A 14,737-nucleotide genomic window follows, 5' to 3' on the forward strand; every position below is an offset into this window, starting at 1 on the left:
CCCTCGCCGTACCGATACGCCGCTACTCCATACCAAGGAGGTTCTCGAATGTTCGATTTCCACCCCCAGCTCAAGCAGCGTTTTGCTGCGTTGCGCACGGGCGCTGAATTCTTTTCGCTGCGTTATGTGCGCGAGTCCGGCCAATACCTGTCGGTGCGCAAGAACGTCGCCGAACCGCCGAGCCTGAGCCGTGACGAAGGCGCGATGCTGACCGTGCGGGTCAACGGCGTCGAAGCCTACGCGGCGACCAACGACCTCTCGCAACAAGGCTTGCAAGCCGCACTGGAGAAAGCCGAGCAGCACGCTCGCCGACTCAAGCCGCACGCCCTGCTCGACCTCAGCACACAAGCCGTTTCCAATGATCGCGCCGACTACTTTTCACCGAACTTCGACCAGCCCTTCCCGTCCCTCAGCGACTGCTACCAGTTGCTCGGCGCCGAATCCGCGTCCGTGCCCAAGGACGAGCGCCTGGTGAACTGGCAGGTCAGCATCGGCCTGACCAACGTCGAGCAGATCTACCTCAGCAGCGCCGGCGCCGAACTGCGTCAGGCCCAGCGTTTTGTGTTCCCCAGCCTGGAAGTGACCGCCTACGACGGCAACGACAGCCAGACCCGCACCCTCGGCCGCGAGAACTTCGGCCAACAGGGCGGCTTCGATGTGATCAGCCGCTGCGGACTGGTCGGCGCCGGGCCGAAAATCGCCGATCAGGCGCTGCAATTGCTGCTGGCACCGAACACCCCGCAAGGCCCGCGCGACCTGCTGTTGATGCCCGACCAGATGATGCTGCAGATCCACGAGTCGATCGGCCATCCGCTGGAACTCGACCGCATCCTCGGTGATGAACGCAATTACGCCGGCACCAGTTTCGTCAAGGCTGAGGATTTCGGCAGCCTGCAATACGGCTCCAAACTGCTCAACGTGACGTTCGACCCGGACATCCCCGAGCAGCTCGCCAGCTACGGCCATGACGACGACGGCAGCGCCGCGAGCAAGCAATTCCTGATCAAGGAAGGTCTGTTGTTGCGGCCACTGGGCGGCGCACTTTCGCAATTTCGCGCCGGCATGGACGGCGTCGCCAACAGCCGCGCGTGCGGCTGGAACCGTCCGCCGATCGATCGCATGGCCAACCTCAACATCGAGGCCGGCGATCAGCCGCTGGAGCAATTGATCGGCGGCATCGAGCACGGCATTTTGATGAGCACCAACCGTTCCTGGTCGATTGACGATGCGCGCAACAAATTCCAGTTCGGCTGCGAGTGGGGCCAGTTGATCGAAAACGGCGAACTCAAAGGCGTGGTGAAAAACCCCAACTACCGGGCGATTTCCGCGCACTTCTGGAAAAGCCTCAGCGCGGTCGGCGACGCCAACACCGTCAAAGTCCTCGGCACGCCGAACTGCGGCAAGGGCGAACCGAACCAGGTGATCCGCGTCGGCCACGCCTCGCCGGCGTGCGTGTTCAGCAACATTGATGTGTTTGGGGGAGATGCCTGATGAGCATTGAAAAAAGTCAGGCCGATGCATTCAAGTCGCTGGTCACCTGGCTGCGTGACGCGATTCGCGAGCCGGAACAATTCACCCTCAGCTACGCCGCCGAGTCGTCGTCCTTCGTGCGTTTCAACCACGCCAAGGTGCGTCAGGCCGGGCAAGTGCAGCAGGCGAGTGTCGGTTTCAAATTGATCAACGAAGGTCGCCACGCCGACCTGCACATCACCCTGTCCGGCGATGCCGAGGTTGACGTGCAGCGCTTGGCCGAGGGCCTGCAACAACTGCGCGAAACGTTGCCGCTGCTGCCGGCGGACCCGTACTTGCTGCTCAACCACAACGGCTGGCAGAGCAAGAATGTGCAGGACCATCCGTTGCCGGACACCGAGCAGGTAGTCGCCGAAATCACCCAGGCCGCCGAGGGTCTGGACCTGGTCGGGTTCTACGCTGCCGGGCCGATCAGTCGTGGTTTCGCCAGTTCGTCGGGCGCGTTTGGCTGGCATCAGGCCAACAGCTTCAACTTCGATTTCAGCCTGTTTCATGAAAACGGCCAGGCGCTGAAAGCCAGTTACGCCGGGCACGACTGGAGCAGCGAAGGCTTCGCCAAACGCTTCCAGCAGGCCCGCGAGCAATTGGCGTTTCTCGGTCGGCCATCGCGCACTCTGGCGCCGGGGCAATACCGCGCTTACCTCGCCCCGGCGGCGCTGGAAGAGATCATGGGCATGCTCGGCTGGGGCGGTTTTTCCGCGCAGTCGATTGCCAGCAAGGGCAGCCCGTTGCAGAAGTTGTATGCCGGTGATCAGTCGTTCAGCCCGTTGGTGTCGCTGGACGAAAAGGTCAGCGGTTCCCTGAGCCCGGCGTTTTCCGGCGAAGGTTATCCGCGCAGTGATCTGGGGTTGATCGTCGCCGGCCAGGCTGGCGCGCAACTGGTGGGCTCGCGCAGTGCCGCCGAATACGGCTTGACCGCCAACGGTGCCGGCGGCGGTGAAATGCCCAGTGCATTGAACATGGCGGCCGGCGTGTTGCCAGAAGCAGAGATCCTCAAGCAGTTGGGCACCGGGCTGTACATCAGCAACCTTTGGTACTTGAACTACTCGGATCAACCCGCTGCACGGATGACCGGGATGACCCGGTTTGCGACGTTCTGGGTCGAGAACGGCGAGATCCAGGCGCCGGTCAGCACAATGCGTTTTGATGACAGCGCCTACAGCCTGCTTGGTTCGCAGCTCGAAGCGCTGACCGAAGAACGCGAATTGCTGCTGTCGGCGAGCACCTACAGCCAGCGCGCCACAGCATCGGCGCTGCTGCCCGGCGCACTGATCAAGCGATTGACCTTGACCCTGTAAAAGCTTCGCGGGCAAGCCTCGCTCCTACGGGATCGGGGTTTGCCGCAGGTTTGCGGACAACGCCAGACCTGTAGGAGCGAGGCTTGCCCGCGAAGAATCCACCACGGACTAACTGACTCACACTCACTAGAGGTCCCATGCCCAACCGCCCGCCTCTCGACGCTGTCACCGCCCGCTGGCTGCCGTGGGTTGTGGCGATTGCTTTTTTCATGCAGTCGCTCGACGGCACCATTCTCAACACCGCGCTGCCGGCGATGGCGCTGGATCTGGCGGAAAACCCGCTGCGCATGCAAGGCGTGATCATCGCCTACATGCTCACCGTCGCGTTGCTGATCCCCGCCTCAGGCTGGATCGCCGACCGTTTCGGCACCAAGAAAATCTTCTTCGGCGCGATCCTGCTGTTCAGCATCGGCTCATTGCTGTGCGCGTTGTCGAGCACCCTGAGCATGTTGATCGGCGCGCGCATCATTCAGGGCCTCGGCGGCGCGCTGATGTTGCCGGTCGGGCGCCTCGTGGTGCTCAGAGCCTACCCGCGCTCGGAACTGGTGCGGATCATGGGTTTCATCACCATCCCCGGCCTGCTCGGCCCGCTGATCGGCCCGACCATGGGCGGCTGGATGGTCGAATACCTGACCTGGCACTGGATCTTCCTGATCAACCTGCCGGTCGGCGCCATCGGCTGCTACGCCGTGTGGAAGTTCATTCCCGACCTGCGCGGCAGCGAACGCACGCGCTTCGACAGCCTGGGCTTTTTGCTGTTTGGCGCGGCGATGGTGCTGATCACCATTGCCATGGAAGGCCTTGGCGAATTACACCTGCCGCACCTGCGCGTGATGTTGCTGCTGTTCGGCGGCATGGCATGTCTGGCGGCCTATTGGCTGCGCGCCGGGCACATCGATAATCCGCTGTTCGCGCCGTCGCTGTTCAGGACCCGCACATTTGCCGTGGGCATTCTCGGCAACCTGTTCGCGCGTCTGGGCAGCGGCGCCTTGCCGTTTCTGGTGCCTTTGCTGCTGCAAGTGGCGCTGGGTTATTCGCCGTCGCAGGCCGGCATGAGCATGCTGCCGCTGGCCGCTGCGGCGATGGTCGCCAAGTCGGTGGCGCGGCCGCTGATCGAACGCTTCGGTTATCGCATCATCCTTACCGGCAACACCGTGGCGCTGGGCCTGATGCTGGCGAGCATGGGCCTGGTCAGCGAGCAGACGCCGTACTGGTTGCTGCTGGGGATGCTGGGGATTCTCGGCGCGATCAACTCGCTGCAATTCACCGCGATGAACACCGTGACCCTGATCGACCTCGACGACGCCAGCGCCAGCAGCGGCAACAGTTTGCTCTCGGTGGTCGCGCAATTGTCGCTGAGCCTCGGCGTCGCGTGCGCCGGTGCGCTGCTCGGTGGTTTCACCGCCGAAGTCGGCAACGATGGCGTCGACACCGTACTCGGTGCGTTCCAGTTGACCTTCGTCACCGTGGGAATCATGGCGATGCTGGCCGCGACAATCTTCTCGCAGCTGTCAAAGGAAGACGGACGCCGGCCAATCAGCCGCCAACCCGACATCGACCACTAACCCTGTAGCAGCTGCCGAGGCACGAGGCTGCGTTGGGCTGCGAAGCGGCCCCCCTAGGGCGGTCCTGCGGACACGCAACGCAGCCTCGTGCCTCGGCAGCTGCTACACGATGTGCTTCTCGTCCAGAACTTGCAGGTGCAGCGTGCAGGCCTGATACACTGCGCGACATTTTGTTTTGCAGGCCCGTCCCGTGACCACCATCGCCACCGCTTTTAATACTTTGCCGCTGTCCGCCGCCATGCTGGCTAACCTCGACTCTTTGGGTTATGCCGAGATGACGCCGATCCAGGCGCAAAGCTTGCCGGTGATCCTCAAAGGGATGGACCTGATAGCCCAAGCCAAGACCGGCAGCGGCAAGACGGCTGCTTTCGGCATCGGCCTGCTGAACCCGATCAATCCGCGCTTCTTCGGTTGCCAGGCACTGATCATCTGCCCGACCCGCGAGCTGGCGGACCAGGTGGCCAAGGAAATCCGTCGTCTGGCCCGTGCCGAAGACAACATCAAGGTCCTGACCCTGTGCGGCGGCGTGTCCCTCGGCCCGCAGATCGGCTCGCTGGAGCACGGCGCGCACATCATCGTCGGCACGCCGGGGCGGATTCAGCAACATTTGCGCAAAGGTTCGCTGGTGCTGCACGGCCTCAACACGCTGATCCTCGATGAAGCGGATCGCATGCTCGACATGGGTTTCTACGATTCCATCGAAGAAATCATCGCGCAGACCCCGGAGCGCCGGCAGACCCTGTTGTTCTCCGCGACTTACCCGACCGGCATCAAGCAATTGGCCGCGAAGTTCATGCGCAACCCGCAGATCGTCAAGGCCGAGGCGTTCCACGACGACACGCAGATCGAGCAGCGTTTCTACGAAATCTCCCCGGAAGAACGCATGAGCGCGGTGACCAAGGTGCTTGGCCACTTCCGTCCGGCGTCCACCGTGGCTTTCTGCTTCACCAAGCAGCAGGTTCAGGAAACCGTTGATCACCTGACCTCCAAAGGCATTTCCGCCGTCGGCCTGCACGGCGATCTGGAACAGCGTGATCGCGACCAGGTGCTGGCGATGTTCGCCAACCGCAGCACTTCGGTGCTGGTGGCCACCGACGTCGCCGCGCGCGGTCTGGACATCGATGCGCTGGACATGGTGATCAACGTCGAGCTGGCGCGTGATTCGGAAATCCACATTCACCGTGTTGGCCGTACTGGTCGCGCCGGTGAAAAAGGCATTGCGATCAGCCTGGTTGCGCCGTCCGAAGCCATCCGCGCCCAAGCCATCGAGAAACTGCAGCAGTCGCCGTTGAACTGGGATCAGCTCGACAACCTCACCTCCCAGGGCGGTGGGCCGCTGCTGCCGGTAATGAGCACGCTGTGCATCGGCGCCGGGCGCAAAGACAAAGTGCGGCCGGGCGACATTCTGGGTGCTCTGACTGGTGATGCCGGGATTCCAGGCGCGCAGGTGGGCAAGATTGCGATCTTCGATTTCCAGGCGTTTGTGGCGGTTGAACGCGGGATTGCCAAGCAAGCCCTGCAACGCCTGAACGACGGCAAAATCAAAGGCCGTTCGTTGCGCGTACGCATCTTGTAAGAACACCACCGCCCCCCTGTAGGAGCGAGGCTTGCCCGCGAAGCTTTTGGCGGCCTCACGGTCCCCTTCGCGGGCAAGCCTCGCTCCTACAGGGTCCGGGTCAGCTTTGAGATCTGTGTGAGGACACCGTTTTGCGCTCTACCGAAGTCGTGATCATTGGCGCTGGCGCCGCCGGGTTGATGTGTGCGCTGACCGCCGCCGGGCGCGGGCGCAAAGTGCTGTTGCTCGACCACGCCAACAAGGCCGGCAAAAAAATCCTCATGTCGGGCGGTGGCCGCTGCAATTTCACCAACATGTACACCGAGCCGGGCAATTTCCTCTCGCAGAACGAACACTTCTGCAAATCCGCCCTCGCCCGCTACACCCAGTGGGATTTCATCGGCATGGTCGCCAAGCATGGCGTGCCGTATCACGAGAAAAAACTCGGCCAGTTGTTCTGCGATAACAAATCCAGCGACATCCTCGAAATGCTCCTCAACGAGTGCGACCAGGTCGGCGTCAGCCTGCACCTCGACACCTCGATCTCGACCATCGAGAAAACCGCCAGCGGTTATTTGCTCGACACCACGCTCGGCCAGTTGAGCTGCGAATCGTTGGTGATCGCCACCGGCGGTTTGTCGATCCCGACGCTGGGCGCCAGCGGTTTCGGTTATCAGGTCGCCAGGCAATTCGGCCACGAACTGCTGCCAACCCGCGCCGGGCTGGTGCCCTTCACCATCACCGATCAGCTCAAAGAGCTTTGCACCGAGCTGTCCGGCACCTCGGTGGATTGTCTGGTGAGCTGCAACGAGCAGAGTTTCCGCGAGAACATTCTGTTCACCCATCGCGGCCTCAGCGGCCCGGCGATTTTGCAGATTTCATCGTTCTGGGAATCCGGCGACACGGTTGAAATCAACCTGATGCCGGACCACGATGCGCCGAGCTGGCTGCAACAGCAGCAAGCCGAACGGCCGAACAGCGAGTTGAAAACCCTGCTGGGGGAAATCTTCACCAAGAAGATGGCCAACCTGCTGGCGGACAACTGGTTCGTTTCCAAACCGATGAAGCAATACACCCACGCCGAAATCGCCGACATCGCGGAAAAACTTGCGAGCTGGAAAGTCGTGCCGGCCGGCACCGAGGGTTATCGCACGGCGGAGGTGACGCTGGGCGGGGTCGATACGCACGAAGTGTCGTCGAAAACCATGGAATCGCTGAAAAGCCCCGGTTTGTACTTCATCGGCGAAGTGCTGGACGTCACCGGCCACCTCGGCGGCTTCAACTTCCAATGGGCCTGGGCCTCCGGCTACGCCGCCGCGCAATACGTCTGACACAACCCCCACCAGATTGTCGGCGGATCGAAATTCCGCCAATCAACACACCACCCCTGTAGGAGTGAGCCTGCTCGCGATAGCGCCGGGTCAGGCAAATTATTTCTGACTGACACGCCCTCATCGCGAGCAGGCTCACTCCCACATTGGATTGTCGGCGGATCGAAATTCCGCCAATCAACACACCACCCCTGTAGGAGTGAGCCTGCTCGCGATAGCGCCGGGTCAGGCAAATAATTGCTGACTGACACGCCCTCATCGCGAGCAGGCTCACTCCTACAAGGGCGCTTGTGATATCAGGGAACAGATTTTGCTGTCAGATGTGCTCGACGCCATTGCGTCGACGTCATTACTGGCTCAATTTAGCGGCATTGCCTCGGAAGGCCTTCGCACTTCATGTCATCGACCTCTTTTACTCAATCTCTGCGTCGCCTCTGGGCGCTGGATAAATTCAGCTACAGCGTGCGGGTGTTCATCGCCCTGACCGGCAGCATGGCCGTGTGCTGGTATCAGGACGAAATGGCGCTGCTGATCCCGTTGTTCCTGGGCATCATCGCCAGCGCCCTCGCCGAAACCGACGACAGTTGGCAGGGCCGCCTCAACGCGCTGGCCGTGACCCTGGTGTGTTTCAGCGTCGCCGCGCTGGCGGTCGAATTACTCTTCCCCTACCCGATCATCTTCATCGTCGCCCTGGCGCTGGCCAGTTTCGGCCTGACCATGCTCGGCGCCCTCGGCGAACGCTATGGCGCGATTGCCTCGGCAACGTTGATCCTCGCGGTCTACACCATGATCGGCGTCGACCAGCGCGGCGGCGCGGTCACCGATTTCTGGCACGAGCCGCTGCTGCTAGTGGCCGGCGCCGCGTGGTACGGCTTGCTCTCGGTGCTGTGGCAGGCGTTGTTTTCCAATCAGCCGGTGCAGCAAAGCCTGGCGCGGCTGTTCCGCGAATTGGGCCTGTACCTGAAGCTCAAATCATCGCTGTTCGAACCGATCCGGCAGATGGACACCGAGGCGCGGCGCCTCGAACTGGCGCAGCAAAACGGGCGTGTGGTCGCGGCGCTGAACGTCGCCAAAGAAATCATCCTGCACCGGGTCGGCAACGGTCGGCCGGGGTCGAAAGTCAGCCGTTACCTGAAACTGTACTTCCTCGCCCAAGACATTCACGAACGCGCCAGCTCTTCGCACTATCCGTACAACGCGCTGGCCGAGGCGTTCTTTCACAGCGACGTGATGTTCCGCTGCCAACGCCTGCTGCGCCAGCAAGGCAAGGCCTGCCGGGCGCTCGCCGAATCGATTCAGATGCGCCAGCCGTTCGTCTACGACGCCAGTTTCGCCGAAGCGCTGGGCGACCTGCACGCCTCCCTCGAACACCTGCGCGTGCAAAGCAACCCGGCGTGGCGCGGGCTCCTGCGGTCGTTGCGCGCATTGGCGGCCAACCTCGGCACGCTCGACCGTTTGCTCAGCGACGCGAGCAACCCCGACGCCCTCGCCGACGCCACCGACAGCAGCCTGCTCGACCGCTCGCCGCGCAACTTCAAAGACGTCTGGCTGCGCTTGCGCACGCAACTGACGCCGACCTCGTTGCTGTTCCGCCACGCCCTGCGCCTGCCGCTGGCGCTGAGCATCGGCTACGCCATGGTGCATTTGATTCACCCGTCGCAAGGCTACTGGATCATCCTCACCACGCTGTTCGTCTGCCAACCGAACTACGGCGCCACGCGGCGCAAACTCGGCCAGCGGATCATCGGCACCGCCATCGGCCTGACCATCGCCTGGGCATTGTTCGATCTGTTCCCCAATCCGCTGGTGCAATCGTGTTTCGCGATCGCCGCCGGGGTGGTTTTCTTTATCAGCCGCACCACGCGCTACACCTTGGCCACCGCCGCGATCACGATCATGGTGCTGTTCTGCTTCAATCAGGTCGGCGACGGTTACGGACTGTTCCTGCCACGTCTGTTCGATACCTTGCTCGGCAGCCTGATCGCCGGGCTCGCGGTGTTCCTGTTCCTGCCCGACTGGCAGGGCCGGCGTCTGAACAAAGTGCTGGCCAACACCCTGACCTGCAACAGCATTTACCTGCGCCAGATCATGCAGCAATACGCCGCCGGTAAAAGTGATGACCTGGCTTATCGCCTGGCCCGGCGCAACGCGCACAACGCCGACGCAGCGCTGTCGACCACACTGGCGAACATGCTGATGGAGCCGGGGCATTTCCGGAAGGAAGCGGACGTCGGTTTCCGGTTTCTGGTGTTGTCGCACACGCTGCTGAGTTACTTGTCAGGCCTCGGCGCACACCGCGAAACGCAGTTGCCGCCGGACGTGCGCGAGCATTTGATTGACGGCGCCGGCGTGAGCCTGGCCGCGAGCATCGATGAAATCGCCCAAGGGCTGGCGAGCAAAACGCCGATTGCGATTCAGAGCGATGAAGAGGAAGCGCTGGCCAATGAGCTGGAGCAGATGCCGGACGAGATCGATGAAGGGCAGCGATTGGTGCAGACGCAATTGGCGCTGATCTGCCGGCAATTGGGGCCGTTGCGCACGTTGGCGGCGCATTTGATCAAGGACACCAGCCAGGATTGAGATTTGCAGTGGCTGGGCGGGCCTCTTCGCGGGCAAGCCTCGCTCCTACAATGGCAACGCATTTCCAATGTAGGAGCGAGGCTTGCCCGCGAAGGCGTCATCGGCAACACCGCCGATCAAGTTGCAGCTCGCCGCTCAAAACCTGCCGCTGCCCTTCACATCCCATGCCGCTTCATCAATCGCTCATAACTGCCATCCGCCTTCATCGCCGCAATCTCCCGATCAAACCCCGCGACGATCTGCTGATGCCTGGGGTTTTTCAGGCTGACCAGAATATGCAGGCTGTTCTCGCTCAGCGGCTTGGGCAGAAACTCCACCGAGTTGCGCACCTTCGCCGATTCACGCGACAGGTAATAACGCGCGACAAACTCGTCTTCCAGCGTCAGTTGCACCCGGTCCGCGGCGAGCATGCGCACGGCCATGGCGAAGTTATGCACAGGGATTTTCTGCAACGCGGCGTCGTCATCGAATTCCGGCGAATAGGCGTAACCGCGCACCACCGCAATCGGGTACGTGTGCAATTGCTGCAAATTGTTGTATTCGATGGGCGCGTCTTTGCGCTTGATAAAGCGCACGCGATTGAGCAGGTACTCGGCGGAAAACTGCCCAAGTCGGGTCCGCTCGTCGTTGTACCAGGCGTTGACCAACACGTCGTAGCGGCCCTCGCCGACACCCAGCAACGCCCGCGCCCACGGTACTTGTTCGAACTCGCTGGCATACCCGGCGCGGGCCAGCGCAGTGCTGACGATGTCGGTGGCCAGGCCGCCGTTGATCAGCGTGGCATCGGTGAACGGCGGCCAGTTATCGGCCACCAGACGCAGCTTTTCCGCCGCCGCGTTCTGAGTCAGCAACAGCAATCCAATCAAAGCAAAGGCTCGATGCAATCGCGGCATGCTAGAAAATCCTTGGCGGGCGGGCTGCCCGGGATGTTTTTCAGCGCAGACTCCAAAACGCGGAGACCGGCGAACCGGTACTCAACCTTAGCTCATTGAAGCCGCTGCGCAGCGCTGACTTGCAGAGTACACAAAGCAGCAGCGGCCGCGCGAAATGAATGATGGCATTTTGGCCTTTGTCACAGATTTATCAGCCACCGAGACATCTTTCTTCAGGTCGCCTAGTATCGGCAGGACGTTGTTCAAGGAATAAGAAGATGACTATCGAGTGGGTCTGCAAACATCACAACGATCTGGGTAAAGAGCAGCTGTACGCCATTTTGAAGTTGCGCGCCGAAGTGTTTGTCGTCGAGCAGCGCTGCGCTTATCAGGACGTCGACGGCCAGGACCTGGAAGGTGACACCTGCCATTTGATGGGCTGGAACGGTGATGTGCTGGTCGCGTACCTGCGCTTGCTCGACCCGGAGTTGCAGGGCGGCGACGTGGTGATCGGCCGCGTGCTGACCGCGCCGCAAGGTCGGGGCCAGGGGTTGGGCCATCAGATGATGGAACAGGCGTTGAAGCAGGCTGAGAAACGCTGGCCCGAGGTGCCGATTTACCTGTCGGCGCAGGCGCATTTGCAGGGGTATTACGGGCGGTACGGGTTTGTCGCTGAAGGTGAGGAATATCTGGAGGATGATATTCCGCATATTGGGATGCGGCGTTTCTGAGGGACCCATCGCGAGCAAGCTCGCTCCCACAGGGGATTTATGGTTTGCCGGCGATCTACGGCACGACCTGTTTACCCTGTGGGAGCGAGCCTGCTCGCGATGGCGTCCATACGGGCGCCACCTACCTCACGGATACCCCAACACTTCCTTTATCTGAGGCAAATTCCCCTCAATCCACCGCCGATCAATCGCCCCCCAATCACGAATCCGGTAGCACCCGGCGTGATTGCGCGCGCCATCCTCCTGCTCGAACTCGCAGACGATGTCCAGATCGGCCAGCGCCGCGATGGTGTCCTGCGCCGTGCGCCGGGGCATGCCGGTGACTTCGGTGAGCGTCGGCACGCTGCTGGCCAACCCGCTGTCGATCAAATACGCCACGTACAACCGGCGATAGAAGCTGCTTTTGGTTTTGCTGACGTCCATCCAGGCCTTCCTTTTATTCCGATTGCAGGTCGCGCCACGTCAGGTACACGCGCAAATCGAACTCGACCTGGTGATACCCCGGCAACATGTGTTCGCACAGTTTGTAGAACGCCTTGTTGTGATCCGACTCTTTGAAATGCGCCAACTCGTGCACCACGATCATTTTCAGAAAGTCCGACGGCGCTTCCTTGAACAACGAGGCCACGCGAATTTCTTTCTTGGACTTGAGCTTGCCGCCCTGCACCCGCGAAATCGTCGTGTGCAGACCCAACGCGCGGTGAGTCAGGTCGAGGCGGTTGTCGAACAACACTTTGTCGATGCCCGGCGCGTTACGCAGGTATTCCTGCTTCAACTCCAACGCGTAGGTGTACAACGCCTTGTCACTTTGCACGGCGTGTTTTTGCGGGTAACGCTGGCTCAAATAGTCGCCCAGCCGACCGTCGGCGATCAGTTGGCGCACTTGATCCTGCAACGCGGCGGGATAGGCCTGGAGGTATTTCAACGCGGTCATTGGGCGGGCAACACGATCATCAAAAGGTCGCCAGTGTAGCGAATTCAGCCGCTCAGCGCGCTCCAGTCAAACGGTCGCACAAAGTCGTCGGCATCCTCGGCCATCAGTGGCCGCGCCACTAGAAACCCCTGCACATACTCGCAGCCATTGGCTTGCAGCCACTCGTATTGCGCCACGGTTTCCACACCTTCGGCGATCACCAGCAAACCGTATTGCTTGCACAAATCGATCACCGTGCGCACCAGCGACGCATCGCGCGCCGACCCCGGCAGCCGCGCAATCAAATGCCGGTCGAGTTTGAGCGTGTCCAGTTCCAGGTCGCGCAAATGCGCCAGCGAACACGACCCCGCGCCAAAGTCATCCAACGCTACGCGCACCCCGAGATTGCGCAGCAAGCGCAGCTGCTTGCGGGTTTCGTCAGGGTTGAGCATCAGTGCGTCTTCGGTCACCTCGACTTCGATTTGCCACGGCTTGAGGTCATGCCGTTCCAGGGTTTGCCGCAACTCGGTGACCAGATTGGGCATGCCGAATTGCGTGCTGCTCAAACTCACACCGAGCACCAGATCCTCGGCGAACAGGGTTTCCCAGGCTTTGCGTTGCTGGGCGCTGCGGTGGTAAATCCAGCTGCCGAGACGACTGATCAGCCGCGCCTCTTCGAGCAACGGCAAAAACAGCCCCGGCGGCACATCGCCAACGCTCGGGTGCTGCCAGCGCAGCAAGGCTTCGAAGCCGCGCACCTGACCGCCATCAATCGCCACTTGCGGTTGATAGACCAAATTGAAATCACGGTTTTCGATGGCCGTGCGCACGCTCTCTTCCAGCATCAGACGCGAGCGCGCGCGGCCGTTCATTTCGTGATCGTAAAAGCGATACTGCTGCCGCCCGGCGCGCTTGGCTTCGTACATCGCGATGTCGGAGGCGCGCAACAAACCGTCGAGGTTCGAGCCGCAGTCCGGGTAGGTGGCGATGCCGATACTGGCGCCGAGGGCGATGTCCAGGCCCTCGATCTGCTGACAAACGGATACGCGCTCGATCAGCTTCTCGGCAATCTTCGCCGCTTGCTCGGGGAATTCCAGGTCAAGCAACGCGGTGAACTCATCGCCGCCCATGCGCGCGAGAATGTCGAACGGTCGCAGGCACGCCTTCAGTTGTTCGGACACCCAACGCAACACACGGTCGCCGGCATCGTGGCCGAGGGAATCATTGACCCGTTTGAAGCCATCCAGGTCGAGGTAAAGCAGCACCCACGCGCCGTCGGAGCGCTCGCCGCGCAGCAGCAAGTTATCCACAGTCTGGTGAAAACCGCGCCGATTGAGCAGCCCGGTCAGCGGGTCGGTCACTGCTTGAAACTCCAGTTGCTGATGCAGATGCCGCACCACCGACATGTCCAGCACCGTCACCACCATCGCGTGTTGCTCGGCCGGCAACGGCGCGCAGGACAGCGCCACCGGCACTTGCTGGCCCGGCGCGGTACGCAGCAACGCATCGTGCAAACGCAAGGTTTCGCCGCGCGTGTATCCGACATAAAGGTCGGAATCGGCCCACACCGGAATGTGCGGTTTCTGCAGAAAATCAAGAAACTCCCGACCCTGCAACTCCGTCACCGTGGCATTAAGCAACCGCGACATCGCCGGGTTGGCAAAACGAATCAAGCCGTCCTCGCCCACCACCAGAATGCCCTCGGCGGCGTTGTCCAGCACCGAGGCATTGAAGGCGCGCGCCACTTCCAGGTCATGGCTCAAGCGCTGCAACGCGCGGCGATTGCGCTGATGCTCAAGCAAGGCCTGGACTTTCGGTTTGAGGATTTGCGGGTCGAACGGTTTGAACAGGTAATCCACCGCGCCGCTGGCGTAACCCTTGATCACGGCGTCCTGGGACTGCTCGTTGGCGGTGAGGAAAATGATCGGCGTGAGGCGCGTGCGTTGACTGCCGCGCATCAGCCGCGCGACTTCAAAACCGTCCATGCCCGGCATCTGCACATCCAGCAGCACCAGGTCGATATCGTGTTCAAGGAGCAAACTGAGCGCCTCGAAACCCGAGGCAGCGGTCAGGACGTGCCAATCCTGACGCTGCAACAACGCGCGCATGCTGATCAGGTTTTCAGGGTAATCATCAACGATTAAAAGGACAGAGCTGCCATCACCTGGCGTCGGTTGAGCGCATTCCATGCTGCTTCTCTTGTCTGGACATTCAGGCCGGTTTTTTGTGAAAACCGGACACGTACTGAGCCTCCACTCTAGACCGGGATGGGCAAAAGCAGTAGGTGTCATCTCGCCATCGTTGATTCAAAGCCTCCATAAGCCGACTAACGGTCAGCGCTACAGCCCCCTGAAACCGGGAA

At 61.5% G+C, this 14,737-nt stretch carries 11 protein-coding genes; 7 read left to right on the forward strand and 4 right to left on the reverse strand.

What is annotated here, in order from left to right; genetic code table 11:
* Positions 1 to 48: 48 nt before the first annotated feature.
* The 6 genes from FBY12_RS14910 (at position 49) to yccS (ending at position 9,859) form a co-directional block, all read left to right on the forward strand.
* Positions 49 to 1,491, forward strand: a complete 1,443-nt coding sequence (locus FBY12_RS14910) for a TldD/PmbA family protein (protein ID WP_145253500.1) — start codon at positions 49 to 51, stop codon at positions 1,489 to 1,491.
* On the forward strand, positions 1,491 to 2,828 hold the full coding sequence (locus tag FBY12_RS14915; RefSeq protein ID WP_145253503.1) for a TldD/PmbA family protein: 1,338 nt from the start codon (positions 1,491 to 1,493) through the stop codon (positions 2,826 to 2,828). Before FBY12_RS14910 ends, FBY12_RS14915 begins: the two co-directional genes overlap by 1 nt.
* A 137-nt stretch (positions 2,829 to 2,965) precedes the next feature.
* Positions 2,966 to 4,393: a multidrug transporter subunit MdtD gene (gene mdtD / locus FBY12_RS14920; protein WP_145253507.1), complete on the forward strand. Its 1,428-nt coding sequence runs from the start codon at positions 2,966 to 2,968 to the stop codon at positions 4,391 to 4,393.
* A 238-nt stretch (positions 4,394 to 4,631) separates the two neighbouring features.
* On the forward strand, positions 4,632 to 5,969 hold the full coding sequence (gene dbpA, locus FBY12_RS14925) for an ATP-dependent RNA helicase DbpA (RefSeq protein WP_256663331.1): 1,338 nt from the start codon (positions 4,632 to 4,634) through the stop codon (positions 5,967 to 5,969).
* 131 nt (positions 5,970 to 6,100) lie between these two features.
* Positions 6,101 to 7,279, forward strand: coding sequence for an NAD(P)/FAD-dependent oxidoreductase (locus FBY12_RS14930; RefSeq protein WP_145253515.1), 1,179 nt, complete (start codon positions 6,101 to 6,103; stop codon positions 7,277 to 7,279).
* A gap of 396 nt (positions 7,280 to 7,675) precedes the next feature.
* Entirely contained in the window at positions 7,676 to 9,859 is a 2,184-nt protein-coding gene (gene yccS / locus FBY12_RS14935) for a YccS family putative transporter (protein ID WP_121732417.1), read from the forward strand.
* Positions 9,860 to 10,014: 155 nt separating this feature from the next.
* Here the strand turns inward: yccS and FBY12_RS14940 are convergent, their stop codons facing one another.
* Complete coding sequence (locus FBY12_RS14940; protein ID WP_145253518.1) at positions 10,015 to 10,752, reverse strand: ABC transporter substrate-binding protein; 738 nt, start codon at positions 10,750 to 10,752, stop codon at positions 10,015 to 10,017.
* A gap of 257 nt (positions 10,753 to 11,009) precedes the next feature.
* Between FBY12_RS14940 and FBY12_RS14945 the strand changes: the two genes are divergently transcribed.
* The gene (locus FBY12_RS14945; RefSeq protein WP_121732415.1) at positions 11,010 to 11,462 is read left to right on the forward strand and encodes a GNAT family N-acetyltransferase; all 453 of its coding nucleotides are present in this window, start codon (positions 11,010 to 11,012) and stop codon (positions 11,460 to 11,462) included.
* A gap of 126 nt (positions 11,463 to 11,588) precedes the next feature.
* Here FBY12_RS14945 and FBY12_RS14950 read toward each other — a convergent pair whose 3' ends face one another.
* Genes FBY12_RS14950 through FBY12_RS14960 form a run of 3 tightly spaced genes read right to left on the reverse strand, consistent with a single transcriptional unit; the run spans position 11,589 to position 14,564 of the window.
* Positions 11,589 to 11,885, reverse strand: coding sequence for a helix-turn-helix domain-containing protein (locus FBY12_RS14950; protein WP_145253521.1), 297 nt, complete (start codon positions 11,883 to 11,885; stop codon positions 11,589 to 11,591).
* Positions 11,886 to 11,898: 13 nt separating this feature from the next.
* Entirely contained in the window at positions 11,899 to 12,396 is a 498-nt protein-coding gene (locus tag FBY12_RS14955) for a M48 family metallopeptidase (protein WP_145253524.1), read from the reverse strand.
* Positions 12,397 to 12,440: 44 nt separating this feature from the next.
* A complete protein-coding gene (locus FBY12_RS14960; protein ID WP_145253529.1) occupies positions 12,441 to 14,564 on the reverse strand; it encodes a bifunctional diguanylate cyclase/phosphodiesterase in 2,124 nt (707 codons plus the stop codon).
* Between the last annotated feature and the right edge of the window lie 173 nt (positions 14,565 to 14,737).

It is taken from the genome of Pseudomonas sp. SJZ131 (assembly GCF_007828705.1).
Lineage (GTDB): Bacteria > Pseudomonadota > Gammaproteobacteria > Pseudomonadales > Pseudomonadaceae > Aquipseudomonas > Aquipseudomonas prosekii.

Excerpts from the sequence above, each read along its gene's own strand:
- FBY12_RS14945 (WP_121732415.1), top strand. The coding sequence starts at position 11,010 with ATGACTATCGAGTGGGTCTGCAAACATCACAACGATCTGGGTAAAGAG.
- FBY12_RS14910 (WP_145253500.1), top strand. The coding sequence starts at position 49 with ATGTTCGATTTCCACCCCCAGCTCAAGCAGCGTTTTGCTGCGTTGCGC.
- FBY12_RS14955 (WP_145253524.1), bottom strand. The coding sequence starts at position 12,396 with ATGACCGCGTTGAAATACCTCCAGGCCTATCCCGCCGCGTTGCAGGAT.
- yccS (WP_121732417.1), top strand. The coding sequence starts at position 7,676 with ATGTCATCGACCTCTTTTACTCAATCTCTGCGTCGCCTCTGGGCGCTG.
- FBY12_RS14960 (WP_145253529.1), bottom strand. The coding sequence starts at position 14,564 with ATGGAATGCGCTCAACCGACGCCAGGTGATGGCAGCTCTGTCCTTTTA.
- mdtD (WP_145253507.1), top strand. The coding sequence starts at position 2,966 with ATGCCCAACCGCCCGCCTCTCGACGCTGTCACCGCCCGCTGGCTGCCG.
- FBY12_RS14950 (WP_145253521.1), bottom strand. The coding sequence starts at position 11,885 with ATGGACGTCAGCAAAACCAAAAGCAGCTTCTATCGCCGGTTGTACGTG.
- FBY12_RS14940 (WP_145253518.1), bottom strand. The coding sequence starts at position 10,752 with ATGCCGCGATTGCATCGAGCCTTTGCTTTGATTGGATTGCTGTTGCTG.
- dbpA (WP_256663331.1), top strand. The coding sequence starts at position 4,632 with ATGCTGGCTAACCTCGACTCTTTGGGTTATGCCGAGATGACGCCGATC.
- FBY12_RS14915 (WP_145253503.1), top strand. The coding sequence starts at position 1,491 with ATGAGCATTGAAAAAAGTCAGGCCGATGCATTCAAGTCGCTGGTCACC.